Annotated in this window: 13 protein-coding genes; 7 read left to right on the forward strand and 6 right to left on the reverse strand. The window is 73.2% G+C overall.

All coding sequences use genetic code 11. The annotated features are described in order from the left end of the window. The coding region (locus IE312_RS40015) for a LysR substrate-binding domain-containing protein (RefSeq protein WP_229899732.1) at positions 1 to 593 on the forward strand (593 nt) is incomplete at its 5' end. An 88-nt stretch (positions 594 to 681) separates the two neighbouring features. Next, positions 682 to 2250 (forward strand): AMP-binding protein, encoded by a 1569-nt coding sequence (locus tag IE312_RS14520; protein ID WP_189981790.1) that lies wholly within the window; start codon positions 682 to 684, stop codon positions 2248 to 2250. Here IE312_RS14520 and IE312_RS14525 read toward each other — a convergent pair. Both IE312_RS14525 and IE312_RS14530 read right to left on the reverse strand, forming a co-directional pair. Then, positions 2203 to 2409, reverse strand: coding sequence for a DUF397 domain-containing protein (locus IE312_RS14525; RefSeq protein WP_189981792.1), 207 nt, complete (start codon positions 2407 to 2409; stop codon positions 2203 to 2205). The two genes, IE312_RS14520 and IE312_RS14525, sit on opposite strands and share 48 nt — an antisense overlap. Continuing rightward, on the reverse strand, positions 2382 to 3233 hold the full coding sequence (locus IE312_RS14530) for a helix-turn-helix domain-containing protein (protein ID WP_189981795.1): 852 nt from the start codon (positions 3231 to 3233) through the stop codon (positions 2382 to 2384). Before IE312_RS14530 ends, IE312_RS14525 begins: the two co-directional genes overlap by 28 nt. Positions 3234 to 3484: 251 nt before the next feature. Here IE312_RS14530 and IE312_RS14535 point away from each other — a divergent pair, with 251 nt between their 5' ends. From IE312_RS14535 to IE312_RS14545, 3 genes are all read left to right on the forward strand, one after another. Further along, positions 3485 to 4333 carry a 3-hydroxyacyl-CoA dehydrogenase family protein gene (locus tag IE312_RS14535; protein WP_189981797.1) on the forward strand — a complete coding sequence of 283 codons (849 nt, stop codon included), beginning with the start codon at positions 3485 to 3487 and terminating at the stop codon, positions 4331 to 4333. A gap of 157 nt (positions 4334 to 4490) precedes the next feature. Beyond that, complete coding sequence (locus tag IE312_RS14540; RefSeq protein WP_189981850.1) at positions 4491 to 4814, forward strand: STAS domain-containing protein; 324 nt, start codon at positions 4491 to 4493, stop codon at positions 4812 to 4814. Positions 4815 to 5379: 565 nt separating this feature from the next. Continuing rightward, a complete protein-coding gene (locus IE312_RS14545) occupies positions 5380 to 8001 on the forward strand; it encodes an ATP-binding protein (protein WP_189981799.1) in 2622 nt (873 codons plus the stop codon). A 79-nt stretch (positions 8002 to 8080) separates the two neighbouring features. On the opposite strand, the gene nucS is transcribed toward IE312_RS14545, so the two are convergent. Then, the gene (gene nucS, locus IE312_RS14550; RefSeq protein ID WP_189981801.1) at positions 8081 to 8752 is read right to left on the reverse strand and encodes an endonuclease NucS; all 672 of its coding nucleotides are present in this window, start codon (positions 8750 to 8752) and stop codon (positions 8081 to 8083) included. 276 nt (positions 8753 to 9028) lie between these two features. On the opposite strand from nucS, the gene IE312_RS14555 reads away from it, so the two are divergent. Beyond that, complete coding sequence (locus IE312_RS14555) at positions 9029 to 9421, forward strand: SCO5389 family protein (protein ID WP_014675028.1); 393 nt, start codon at positions 9029 to 9031, stop codon at positions 9419 to 9421. Between the two features lie 97 nt (positions 9422 to 9518). On the opposite strand, the gene IE312_RS14560 is transcribed toward IE312_RS14555, so the two are convergent. After that, complete coding sequence (locus IE312_RS14560) at positions 9519 to 10547, reverse strand: LLM class flavin-dependent oxidoreductase (RefSeq protein WP_189981803.1); 1029 nt, start codon at positions 10545 to 10547, stop codon at positions 9519 to 9521. 233 nt (positions 10548 to 10780) lie between these two features. On the opposite strand from IE312_RS14560, the gene IE312_RS14565 reads away from it, so the two are divergent. Beyond that, positions 10781 to 11113, forward strand: coding sequence for an Rv1322 family protein (locus IE312_RS14565; protein WP_189981805.1), 333 nt, complete (start codon positions 10781 to 10783; stop codon positions 11111 to 11113). Between the two features lie 13 nt (positions 11114 to 11126). Here the strand turns inward: IE312_RS14565 and IE312_RS14570 are convergent, their stop codons facing one another. Continuing rightward, on the reverse strand, positions 11127 to 11993 hold the full coding sequence (locus tag IE312_RS14570) for an ABC transporter permease (RefSeq protein ID WP_189981808.1): 867 nt from the start codon (positions 11991 to 11993) through the stop codon (positions 11127 to 11129). Continuing rightward, the coding region (locus IE312_RS40020) for a DUF8746 domain-containing protein (protein WP_502266970.1) at positions 11990 to 12723 on the reverse strand (734 nt) is incomplete at its 5' end. The genes IE312_RS14570 and IE312_RS40020, both read right to left, overlap by 4 nt.

Below are 12723 nucleotides of genomic sequence, written 5' to 3' on the forward strand. Positions count from 1 at the left end.
CCCTGCTGCAGCTCGCCGGGGTGCTCTCCGCCTTCCGTACGCTGCGTCCCGGGGCGAGCGTGCGCCTGTTCCAGACCCCGGTGGACTCGATGCGCAGGCATCTGGCCTCCGGTGAAGTGGATCTGGCGCTCGCCTCCCAGCCGCTCGCCGGGCCCGAGCTGTGCTCGGTGGAACTGGTTCGGGAAGAGGTGCTGCTGGCCGTTCCGCTGGGGCACCCGCTCTCCGGTCGCGAGCGCGTCGCGGTGGCCGAGCTGGCCGACGAGGACTTCGTCACCACGCGCACGGGCCACTGGCAACGCGCCCTGCTGGAGCGGCTCTTCGCCCGTGAGGGACTGACGCCCCGGGTGGTCTGCGAGGGTGACGAGGCCGCCGCCACGCCCGAGCTGATCGGCGCCGGACTGGGCGTCGGCCTGATGCCGGCCATGGCGCGCCCGGCTCTCGGCGAGCACGGCAGGGTGGCCCTGCTGCGGCTGGACGCCGAGGACTGCCACCGGACCCTGACCTTGGTGTGGCGCGCCCATGCCCATCTTTCCCCGGCCGCCCTGGACTTCCGCCGTGTGGCCGTGGAGTCCTTCATGCGCGACGCGTCATGAGTACATGGCGGAAGTGGTCGTGGAAGGCATGAGGGACGGGGCCTTAGCGTCGCGGGTGTCCACCGGATCCTGCAGAGGGAGAACGGCGATGAGCCGACGACGAGAGGCCGAGGAAGGCGACTTCAGTGGCTATGTGGAGGCGGTACTCGAGGTCCTGTCCGCCGATCCGTCGAGGGCGGCCGTCACCACCGCCGAAGGGCTGGTGATCAGCGCCGCCGAGTTCCGGGACCAGGTCTACCGCCTCGCCGGAGAGCTGGCGGAGCGCGGGGTGGCCCTCGGCACCACGGTCACCCTGCTCACCGGCAACACCGCCGAGGCCCTCGTCGCCCGTTACGCCGTCAACCTGGCCGGCGCCCGGGTCGTCGCCCTCTACGAGGGCATGAGCCCGCCGGTCATGGCGCGTGTGATGGCGAGCGCGGACTGCTCCCTGCTGCTGGTGGACCAGCGACAGAACGCCTGTGCACGTGAGCTGCTCATTCTTCCCGGCGTCCCCCCGGCGCTCTCCCTCGGACCGAGCGGTTTCGCCGAGGACGTGCTGGCCACGGCCGCCCGGCGCCCCGCGCAGCCGAGGGGCGGTCTGGTGGGCCCGGACGACGACTGGTGCATCCGGCACACCGGCGGAACCACCGGCATCCCCAAGGGCATCCGCATGACCCATGGCTCCTACCGGCGCATCCTGGACCGCCCTCTCACCGCCGCCGGCGATCCGCCCCGCCATCTGGCCTGCACCTCGCTCGCCCACCTCGCCGGAATCTTCGCCGACATGGCGCTGCTCAGGGGTGGCTCGGTGGTCCTGCGGCACGGTTTCGAGCCCGGGGACGTGCTGGCCACGGTGGAGCGCGAGCGCATCACCCACACCTGGCTGCTGCCGCCGCTCCTCTACCAGCTCGTGGACCATCCCGACGTGCCCGGCACCGATCTGTCCAGCCTCTCCCGGATCAGCTACGGCGGGACCGCCGCCTCACCGGCCAGGCTGCGGGAGGCGGCCAAGGCGCTGGGGCCCGTGCTCTACGGCCTGTACGGGCAGGCCGAGGCCCAGCTCATCACCGAAGCGGGTCCGGAGGAACTGGCGCTGACCGGCCGCGGCGGCCGGCTGACGGCAGGCCGGCCCCTGCCCGACGTCCGGATCGCCGTTCGGGACGCCGACGGCACCAGCCTGCCGCCGGGGGAACCGGGCGAGGTCCACGTGCGCTCGCCCTATGTGATGCACGGCTACTGGAAGCAGCCGGAGCTGACCGCCGAGGTGCTGCGCGACGGCTGGCTGCGCACCGGTGACGTCGGCTACCTCGACGAGGACGGCCGTCTCTACATCGTGGACCGGATCAAGGAGATGATCGTGGTCGTCGGTGGCCACGTCTATCCGGCCGAGCTGGAGGAACTCCTGCTGAGCCATCCCGCCGTCGCCCGGTGCGCGGTCTTCGGCAGCCGGGACGAGGACGTGACGGAGCACGTCCACGCCGCCGTGGTGCCGGTTGCCGGGCAGCGGCCCTCACTGGAGGAGATCCGCGACTTCGTCACCGTCCACAAGGGCCGCCTCTACGCTCCCGACGCCCTGCACCTCGTGCCCGACATCCCGCTCACGGCCGCGGGCAAGCCGGACAAACGGCGCCTACTGGAACACGCCACCCTTGAGGGCTCCGACGAACGACGACCATGAGCCGGCGGTGAAGAGAAGGGCGGGGGCGTCGGGGGTCTTGCTGTCGCGGACGGGGACGGCGGCGGGGATGCTGTCGCAGACTTCGAGGCACTCGCCGCCGTCGGGGTTGCTGTAGGTGCTCTTGCGCCAGGTCACTCCGCTCGGGTCGATGGCTCGCACGGCACTTCCTCCAACATCCGCAGGATGAACTTCCGCGACTGGGCTGGGTTCAGCGCCTGGTCGCGCATGGCATCGTACGCACGTTGCAGTTGCTCAACTGCAGCGTTTTCCTGGATCAGTTCACCACGGTATGCGTTCTCCGTGTACGCCACGGTAGTACCGTTCGTCAGTCGCAGGAACATGACGGCGGTGCTCACCAAGCCGTGCAGACCAGCGCTGTCCGGTAGTACCTGCAGGGCGATGCCCGGGCGCTCGGACGCCTCCAGGAGGTGGTCCAACTGCTGCCGCCACGCCCCTGTGTCGCGCAGCGGGGTGCGCAGCACCGCCTCGGCGATGAGGGCGCGGAACGGTGGGGCGTCCTCGCCCTCCAGGAGCATTCGCCGCCCGGTGCGCGCAGCGACCTGCTGGTCCAGTTCCTTGCCCTTGTAGCCGCCGAGCGCCAGCACCTCGCGCGCGTAGGCATCCGTCTGGAACAGACCGGGCAGGATGCTCACCCCGAAGTGCCACAGGCTCACCGCCTCCGACTCCAGAACCATGTACCGCCGGTACTGCTCCTTGAACTGCGTCGGATCCCCCACCGCCATCTCCCACATAGCCAGCAGCAGTCCGGGCGTGCCGTAGAACTCGTCCAGCGCCTCGGCGACCTCCGGACCGCCCGGAGTCTCCCCGCTCTCCAGCTTCTTGAAGAGCGACGGGTCCCAGCCCGCCACGTCGGCCAGCGCGCGCAGGCTCAAGCCCCTGGCGGTGCGCAGGCGATGGAGTTCCTCCGCGTAGCGCCGATGGGGTTCCTGGCTGCGTCCCGTGACCACCTTCCGCGCCGGCATGGCGCACCCCCTTCATGATCCATGTGCAGCGTCCCGAGCACGGAGAGTAGCGGTCAGATGGGGCGCAACATGCCGGTTCCGTGAGAAAAGGTGCCGCCAAAACCCGCGAGCCCGCGTGGAATTGGGGCCCCGTGACGGGCGTCTCAGCGTCTGAGACCGTGACACGCGTTACTTACTGCTCACACAGCCGCTCCGGAGCGCTATGGTCCGCCGGAGAAGCAGACTTGGAGCGCGTTCAAAGGGGAGTCGGAGTGGCACGGAAGCTTGCCGTCATCGGGGCCGGGCTCATGGGGGCCGGTATCGCTCAGGTCGCCGCGCAGGCGGGCTGGGACGTCGTTCTGCGTGACGTCACCGACGAGGCACTGAAGCGCGGCACCGACGGCATCAAGGCCTCCTACGACAAGTTCGTCGGCAAGGGCAAGCTCGCGGCCGAGGACGCCGAGGCCGCCCTGGCGCGCATCACCGCGACCACCGACCTGGACGCCGCCGCCGACGTCGACATCGTCGTGGAGGCCGTCTTCGAGAAGCTGGAGGTCAAGCACGAGATCTTCCGCACGCTCGACAAGCTCGTGCGCGAGGACACCGTGCTCGCCTCCAACACCTCCGCCATCCCGATCACCAAGATCGCGGCCGCCACCGAGCACCCCGAGCGGGTCGTCGGCGTGCACTTCTTCTCGCCGGTGCCGATGATGCAGCTCGTCGAGCTGGTCCGCGGCTACAAGACCAGCGACGAAACCCTCGCCGCCGCCCGGGAGTTCGCCGAGTCCGTCGGCAAGACCTGCATCGTCGTCAACCGGGACGTGGCCGGCTTCGTCACCACCCGGCTGATCTCCGCCCTCGTGGTCGAGGCGACCAAGCTCTACGAGTCCGGCGTCGCGACCGCCGAGGACATCGACCTCGCCTGCAAGCTCGGCTTCGGGCACGCGATGGGCCCGCTCGCCACCGCCGACCTCACCGGCGTGGACATCCTGCTGCACGCCACCAGCAACATCTACACCGAGTCCCAGGACGAGAAGTTCGCCCCGCCGGAGCTGATGCGCCGGATGGTGGACGCCGGTGACATCGGCCGCAAGAGCGGGCAGGGCTTCTACAGGTACTAGTCCACCCATCTCTGGACGAAATCCCCGGGAGTGTCACTCCCGGGGGTGAATTCGGTATCGGTTCGCTTACAAGCAGCAACCGCACCGCCACCCGCACAGTCAGACGTTGCACAGCATCGTCACCGAGTCCGCCAACCGCACTCTACGGGGAGCGCATATGTACATCAGGGGCGACCACGCCGAGCTGGTCGTCGGGGGCCGCCTCGACGTCCGCAGCGCGGCGGACGCCCGTACGGCCCTGCACTCGGCCCTCGACACCGGAGTCGGCGACCTGGTGCTCGACCTGTCCGAACTGGACTCCTGGGACGCCACCGGACTCGGGGTGATCATGGGCGCCCACCGGCGGGCCGGCCGCTGCGGGCGCCGCCTGGTGCTGCGGGGCGTGCCGGCGCAGATGCAGCGCCTGCTGGTCGCCACCCGGCTGCACCGCATCCTCGCCATCGAGGGCGGCATCGGCGTGGAGTCGCTGCCCCGGGTGTGAGACGCGGCCGACGACGGCCCGTCGCCCGCCGCGGCGCGGTGCCCACGGGGCGCGCAGTCTCCGCGGGGCGAGCTGTGTCCGCGGGGCGCGCTGTGTCCGGGGTGCGCAGTGTCCGCCGTGTCCGGCGGCTCGACACGCGTCCGGCGCTGAGCCGGACGGCGGGACGGCCCGGGCGGCGGTAGGCCCGACCGGCGGGGGAGGCCGGGCGGCGGGGGAGGTTCGCCGTGGGGGAGACTCGGGCGGCGCTCCGGAACCACGCGACGGTGGAGGCTCGCGCGGCGGGGGAGACCGCGGCGGCGGGGGGAGACCCGGGCGCCGGGGGAGACCCGGAGGCACGGCCGAAGCGCACGTCGGCGCACGTCGAGGGCAATCCTCACAAGACCGTGACGTCTCGGACCGCATGGCACCCCGCCCTGTCGGAGATACTGAGCCAAGGTTTAGGGTGCGGTCGCCCGCCACCTCGCAACCCTCGACCGAGCGGGCCCGGACCAGAAGCGACAGCGCGGTGTGCGACAAGGCCGGGAGGGGCCGGACACGAGCACACGCTTTTGGGGGGCATGAACCCATGGACCCGATCAACGCGGGACCCGAGGAGCACGGCCAGGCGCTCAGCCGCCGCCCGCCCCGGGACTCCCTCACCGCCGACTTCGCCCCGGGCACGGCCACGCCCGCCCGCATGGCCCAGCTCGTCACCGGCGACCTCCAGCTGACCGTCAACCCGGTGGACGGCAGCGAGATAGAGCCCTGCCCGCCGGTCCGGCTCCCCGGCCGGCCCCGCAAGCGCACCGCCGCCGAGCGCGCCGAGACCGAACGCGCCGCCCGGCCGCCCGTGCCGCCCGGTCCCGCCCAGCCGGCGCTCTCCCTGCTGGAACGCCAGGACGTACGCGAACGCCTGGTCCGCCTCCTGGCCCGCGGCCGCTCGGTGCGCCTCACCGGACCGGCGGGCTCCGGCCGCACCGCCCTGCTCGACCTGGTCGCCGAGGACTGCCTGGACCTCGCCCCCGACGGCGTGATCCGCCTGAGCGGCTTCCACCGCACGGCCGGCGACCTCCTGCACGAGCTGTTCCACACCGCCTACGACGCCTCCGGCCACCGCCCCGACCGGGAGGAACTCCTCGCCTGCGTCGGAGAGATCGGCGCGGTCGTGATCCTGGACGACCTGGAGTTCGGCGGCGCGGCCCTGGACGAACTGCTCGACGCCACTCCCGAGTGCGCCTTCCTGTTCGGCGTCACCCCCGACGTGCCGGCGCCCTCCGCCGAGGCCGACGTCGAAGAGGTCTTCCTCGCCGGCCTCGACCGCGCCGCCGGCGTGGAGATCCTGGAGCGCACCGTCGGCCGGGTACTCACCGAGGACGAGGCCAACTGGGCCGGCGACCTGTGGTTCGAGTCCGAGGGGCTGCCGCTGCGCTTCGTGCAGGCCGGCGCCCTGCTGCGGCAGCGCGAGGAGCTGCGGGCCGGCGCCGGCGCGGTGGACGAGTACGGGGTCTTCGAGGACGTACGCCCGCCGGCGGACCTGCCGGCCGAGCTGCCGTCCGACCTGGAGGACTCGGTCCCGCTGCCCTCCCTCGGCGAGGCCGCGGCCCCCGCCCCGCTGCTCGCCTCCCGGCTGAGCGCCTCCGCCCGGGCCGCCCTGCGCTTCGCGGTCGCCCTCGGCGGCGAGATACCCCACCCGGCGCACCTGCCCGCGCTGGTCGGCGACACCCACGCGGACGCCGCCCTCGGCGAACTGGCGAGCTGCGGCCTGGTCTCCCCGGTGGGCGCCCGTTACCGGCTCGCGGCCGGCGTGCAGACCCAGCTGGAGGCCGCCGGGTACGCCGACGACGCCGCCGAGCACGCCCGCAGCGCCGCCCGGCACTACACCTGGTGGGCCGGCCATCCCTCGGTCACCCCGGAACGGGTGTGCGCGGAGGCCGACGCGGTGCTCGCCGCTCTCGCCGCCGTCGCACCGCGCACGACGCCGCCCGCCGAGGGCGAGGAGAGCGGTGCGGTGCAGCTGGCCCGCACGGCCGCGCCCGCCTTCGCCGCCGGGCTCCACTGGAGCGCCTGGGAACGGGCCCTGCGGTCCGGTGCGGAAGCCTCCCGGCTGGCCGGTGAGGTCACTGAACAAGCCTATTTCCACCACGAGTTGGGCATCCTCGCGCTGTGCACCGGACAGCTGGAGCGGGCCCGCGCCGAGCTGGAGGCCTCCGGCGGACTGCGCGGCGCCCTCGCGGACAAGCGGGGGGCGGTCGCCGGCCGCCGCGCGCTGGCGCTGCTCGCCGACCGGGCCGGCGAGGTGCCCGGGCCGCCGGCGCTCCCGGCGGGGGAGGAGTCCGCGCAGCCGCGGACCGGGGAGCCGGTGCCGCCGTCGCACGGCCCCGCAGGCGACACCCTGGTCACCCAGCGGCTCCCGCGGCCGGCGGGGAAGAGGCCCGGGCTACGGCGTCCGGCCCGGCGCAACGTCGTGGCGGCCGGTTCCGGCGCGCTGCTCGCCGCCGTGCTCGGCACGGTCGTAGCGCTCGGCATGACGTCCCCCGACGACACCGGGCGCGACCCGGCCGGCAAGGTGGACGCCAACCCGTCGGCGACCCAGGGCCTGACCGACGGCGGCGCGAGCGAGGACCCGGCCGACACCGGCTCGGCCGACAGCCTGCCCACGTCACCGGGACCGGACGGCACGTACGGCACGGCCGACGATCCCGTCCCGCCGGCCCGCACGCCCGGCCCGTCGGGGAGCGCCGCGCCGTCCCCCTCCGGCACGTCGCCCTCCGGTTCCCCGTCGAAGTCGCCCAAGCCCGGCGGCTCGACGGGTTCGTCGGGCGGCGGCTCGACCGGCGGCAGCACGGGCGGCACCACGGGCGGGACGACGGGCGGCGGCACCACGTCGGGCGGTACGACGTCAGGCGGTACCGGCGGCACGACGTCCGGCGGTACGGGCACTGGCGGCTCGACCGGTGGTGGCACGACGGGCGGCGGCACGGGGGGCACCACCACCGGCGGCGGCGCGGGCGGCACCACCGGTGGCACGACGGGCGGCACCACCGGCGGGACGACGGGCGGCACCACAGGTGGTGGCACCGGCGGCGGCACCACGGGTGGTGACGCCGGTACCACCACGACGGGCGGCGGCACGGACGGCGCCACCGGGACCACGTCGAGCAGCGCCTCCGCGTCCCAGACCGCTCCGGGCACGAACACACTGATGTGACGCCGGCCGCCCGGCACCGCCGCGCGGCCGGCGCGGCGGTGCCGGGCGGGGGCGCGGCGGGACGACCGGAGCGGGGGGGCTAGAACAAGCGCAGCTTGTCGTCCTCGATGCCGCGCAGGGCGTCGTAGTCCAGGATGTGGCAGTCGATGCCGCGGTCGGTGGCGAGGACGCGGGCCTGGGGCTTGATCTCCTGGGCGGCGAAGACGCCGCGGACCGGCGCGAGGTGCGGGTCGCGGTTGAGCAGGTCGAGGTAGCGCGTGAGCTGCTCCACGCCGTCGATCTCGCCCCGGCGCTTGATCTCGACCGCGACCGTGCCGCCGTCGGCGTCCCGGCACAGGATGTCCACGGGCCCGATCGCGGTCATGTACTCACGGCGGATGAGGGTGTAGCCCTCGCCCAGGGTCTCGATGCGGTCGGCCAGGAGTTCCTGGAGGTGCGCTTCCACGCCGTCCTTGATCAGACCCGGGTCCACCCCGAGTTCGTGCGAGGAGTCGTGGAGGATCTCCTCCATCGTGATGATCAGTTTCTCGCCTGCCTTGTTGACGACCGTCCACACGCCCTCGTCCTCGCCCGTCCCCTCCTTCAGCGCGCAGGGCGGCGACATCCAGTTGAGCGGCTTGTAGGCCCGGTCGTCGGCGTGGATGGAGACGCTGCCGTCCGCCTTGACCAGGATCAGGCGCGGCGCCGAGGGCAGGTGGGCGGTGAGCCGGCCGGCGTAGTCGACCGAGCATCGGGCAATGACGAGACGCATGGTCGGCAACGCTACTCGACGCCCGCCGGTGCTCGCGATCCGCCCGTCCCGCTCCCAGTGGATCACCCCATTTGTCCCCTGAACCTCTTGTTCATCCCTGGCCGATTGTGGGCGTAACCGGACCGTTCCATATACGCATTCTGCTGGTGTGGTCACCTACCGTTGCCTACCGTAGGGACGGGAGGTTGCGGCCCATGTACCGAGCGTGTTCGAAATCGCGAACTCCCCTATCTGTCCGGCAACCCCTGCGTTCCCGGGGGTGCGAGAGGAGAACCCATGTCGCTCGACGTCTCACCGGCCCTACTCGAACAGGCCGAGCGAGGCGAGGTCGACGAAGCAGCATTCGTCGACTGCGTCCGGACCTCCCTGCCCTACGCATGGGAGATGATCAGCTCCCTGGTGGCCCAGCTGAAGGTGGACGGCGGACCCTTCGCCGACAACCAGACGCCTCCGCCGGACGAGCAGGCACGCGGTCAGCTGCTGCGTGCACTCGCGAGTGACGCGATACGCGGCGCGCTGCAGCGGCACTTCGGCGTGCGGCTGGCCTTCCAGAACTGCCACCGCGTGGCGGTGTTCCCGCTGGACGCCTCGGTGGACGAGACGCTGGCCCGCTTCACGTCGGTGCGCAACCAGTTGCTGAACCAGTCGCCGGAGCTCCGGGACTGCTGACGCGCGCTTCGGTGCGACCGGGACGGAGAGCCGCCGGCTTGCCGTCCCACCCGTGGCGGGCGCGTGCGGTCCCGGGCGGCCCCGCGGGGAGCGGGGGTCAGCGCAGCTGGGGCAGCACCTCGGCGCCCAGGCGCCGCAGGTTCTCCTCGGTGGCCGCGAGGTCGCCCGAGCCCTCCATCAGGAGGGCGAAGCGGGAGATGCCGGTGCGCTCCGAGGTGGCCGCGAGCCGGTCGGCCGCGAGCCGCGGGGTGCCCACCGGGTGCAGCCCGCAGAGCAGTTCGGTGTAGGCGTGCGGGTCGCGCATTGTGCGCGCCCGTCCGTCCACCGTCACATGGGCCGCGAGTCCCTCCTTCAGCCAGCCCGGCATCGCCTTCGTCAGCGTCTCGACGGCGTCCGTGCGCCGGTCGGCGAGCTGGCAGACCCCGGCCGAGACGTGGGCGGCCCGTGCGATCTCCTCGGCCGGCCGGCCCGCCGCCCGGGCGCAGCGCCGCCACAGGGCGACCATCTCGGCCTTCTCCTCGTCCCCGACGTGCATGCCGAGCAGCATCGGCAGCCCGCGCTCGGCGGCCAGCCGTACGCTCCCCGGAGAGGTGCAGGCGAGGACGACCTCCGGGCCGGGGGTCTCCGTGAGGGCCTCGGAGGGGCGGGGCACCACGGGCACCTCGCGGAAGGAGAACCGCTCGCCGGAGGCCGCCACGGACGGCTCGCTCAGCCAGCGCAGCAGCAGATCGAGGGACTCCGGGAACCCGTGTTCGTACGCCTCCAGGCCCGCGCCGAACACCTCCAGGTCGACCCAGGGGCCGCCGCGTCCGACGCCCAGCGAGAACCGTCCGCCGCTGGTGAGGTGGAGCAACGCGGCCTGCTCGCCCAGGGCGACCGGATGGGCCGTGGGCAGTACGCTGACCGCCGTGCCGACCCGGATGCGGCGGGTGCGGCCGAGCAGCAGCGCGGCCAGGGTCACCGCGGACGGGCACGTGCCGTACGGCACGAAGTGGTGCTCGGCGAGCCACACCGCGTCCAGCCCGGACTGCTCGGCGACCTCCGCCGAGCGGACCGCCCGGTGCAGGGCCTCCCCGGGGCCCTGGCCCGGGAACTGGGCGGCCAGCACAAAGCTTCCTACGTACATCGCATTTCCTGCTTCCTTGGCTCCGACCCGGAGCTCCCCCACCCGGCATAACCGTCTGACACGTGTCCAGGACACGGCCTGGCGGAGAGATTTGCGGATTGTCTGCAGAATGGGTCGCGCCGCAGGGGGACTTGTACGGGTTGGTTCCTTACGCGTACCCCCCACGTACCCCCCGCGCGGACGCGTAGGCTGGACGGAGCCCGTGCTTCCCGTACAGCCCCGAGAGGTGTCCCGTGTCCCCGCGCCGCAACCGACCGAAGGCAGCCGGATCGTCGGGCCGGAGCGCCGAGGACGATCACGCCGGCCGGTACGGCGGCTGGCAGTCCACCGAGAGCTGGCAGGGCGAGGACTGGAGCGTGCGGCACGTCGCCGGGGCCAGCACGGAGGGCAAGACCTACCGCTGCCCGGGCTGCGACCAGCTGATCCCCTCCGGTGTCCCGCACGTGGTGGCCTGGCCGGAGCACGCGGGCGTCGACGACCGCCGGCACTGGCACAAGGCCTGCTGGAACGCGAAGGACCGCCGCACCACGCGGGTGCAGCGGTCCCGTAACGCGCCGAAATTCTGAGTCCGGACCGGGCTCACACGTCCCGGCTCTGCAGCAGCGAGTACGCGCCCGCGTACACCGCCGCCGTCACCCCGAGCATGATCCACAACGGGTCCCAGCCGGACGGCCCCGACTCGGTGAGGGAGTTGGAGTAGAAGACGCTCAGCTGGTTCGGGATCGAGTACTCGAACAGCCAGGTGCGCAGCTTGTCGAGCGACTCCGTCACCATGAACATCGCCAGCACCAGCGGGGCCAGGACCACGCCGATCATGATGGTGATGGCGCCCGCGGAATGCCGGATCACCGAGCCGATCAGCAGCGAGAGCAGGCCGAGCAGCGCCATGTAGAGGCTGATGCCGACGGTCGCCTTGAGCCAGTCCCCGCCGGACGGGGTGCGCGCGCCGGTGCTCTCCAGCATGGACGCCTGGACCATGGCCACGAAGCCGGAGGTGACCAGGGTGACGGCGAAGGCGACGGCGAAGAACACGACCGACTTGGCCGCGAGCACCCGGGCCCGGCTGGGGCACGCCGTCATCGTCGTACGGATCATGCCGGTGCCGTACTCCGAGGCGGTGGTCAGCACGCCGAGCGTGATGATGCAGATGCTCCCGACGAGCAGGCCGAAGAAGCCGAAGGACAGCGGGTTCTCACCGGACAGGCTGTCGGAGTCGGAGTTGGACTGGACCAGGGTGCCGGCCAGCAGCCCGATGCCGACGACGAGCACGGTGAACACGCCGAGCGTCCACATCGTGGAGCGCACCGACCTGATCTTCGTCCACTCGGCGGCCAGCGCGTGCCCGAGGTGGGTGCGCACGACCGGGATGGGCGAGGTGTAGCCGGGGTACGGCCCGCCGGGCGCGGCGGCCGGGGGCTGCGGCATCGGGGGCTGGTGGGTGCTCATCGGGCGTCCTCGGGCTGGGTCGGGTCGGCGGGGGCGGAGGCGGCGGGCGCCGGGGCGGCCGCGGGGGCCGGGGGAGCGGCGGCGGGCACGGGCGGGGCCGCGGGGGCCGGCGCGGGGGCCGCCGTCGGGGCCGGCGCCTCCTTGGTCAGCGCCGGCGGCTGAGCCTGCGGCACGGGAGCGGCCGCGGGGGCCGGGGCGGTGGGCTGGGCGGCCTGGGGCGCGGGCTGGGCCGGGGCGGCCGGCTGGGCGTACGGGTTGGCCGCCACCGGCGCCGTATTCGCGCCCGGAGCGCCGCCGTACAGTTCCCCGGCGGGCGGCAGACCGCCCTGCTGGGGCGGCGGCGGGGCGTACCAGCCGGGCTGGCCCTGGCCGGGGACCGGCAGGGGCGGCTGGACCCCGGGCGGCAGCGGCTGCTGCAGGCCCGCCTTCTGGTCGACGGTGGAGCGGTAGTCCACGGCGCCCTGCGTCATCCGCATGTACGCCTCCTCCAGCGAGGCCTGGTGCGGCGACAGCTCCCACAGCCGGACGTCCGCCTCGTGCGCGAGGTCGCTGATGCGGGGCAGCGGCAGCCCGGTCACCCGCAGCGCGCCGTCCTGCTCGGGCATGACGTGCCCGCCCGCCTCGGTGAGCGCGGAGGTCAGCTTCTCGCGCAGCTGCGGCTCGGTGTCGGGCGTGCGCACGCGCGCGAAGTCGGCGGAGTTCGCCGAGATGAAGTCCCGCACGCTCATGT

The organism is Streptomyces capoamus (assembly GCF_014654935.1).
Lineage (GTDB): Bacteria > Actinomycetota > Actinomycetes > Streptomycetales > Streptomycetaceae > Streptomyces > Streptomyces capoamus.

Excerpts from the sequence above, each read along its gene's own strand:
- nucS (WP_189981801.1), bottom strand. The coding sequence starts at position 8,752 with ATGCGTCTCGTCATTGCCCGATGCTCGGTCGACTACGCCGGCCGGCTC.
- IE312_RS14570 (WP_189981808.1), bottom strand. The coding sequence starts at position 11,993 with ATGAGCACCCACCAGCCCCCGATGCCGCAGCCCCCGGCCGCCGCGCCC.
- IE312_RS14560 (WP_189981803.1), bottom strand. The coding sequence starts at position 10,547 with ATGTACGTAGGAAGCTTTGTGCTGGCCGCCCAGTTCCCGGGCCAGGGC.
- IE312_RS14540 (WP_189981850.1), top strand. The coding sequence starts at position 4,491 with ATGTACATCAGGGGCGACCACGCCGAGCTGGTCGTCGGGGGCCGCCTC.
- IE312_RS14545 (WP_189981799.1), top strand. The coding sequence starts at position 5,380 with ATGGACCCGATCAACGCGGGACCCGAGGAGCACGGCCAGGCGCTCAGC.
- IE312_RS14520 (WP_189981790.1), top strand. The coding sequence starts at position 682 with ATGAGCCGACGACGAGAGGCCGAGGAAGGCGACTTCAGTGGCTATGTG.
- IE312_RS14530 (WP_189981795.1), bottom strand. The coding sequence starts at position 3,233 with ATGCCGGCGCGGAAGGTGGTCACGGGACGCAGCCAGGAACCCCATCGG.
- IE312_RS14555 (WP_014675028.1), top strand. The coding sequence starts at position 9,029 with ATGTCGCTCGACGTCTCACCGGCCCTACTCGAACAGGCCGAGCGAGGC.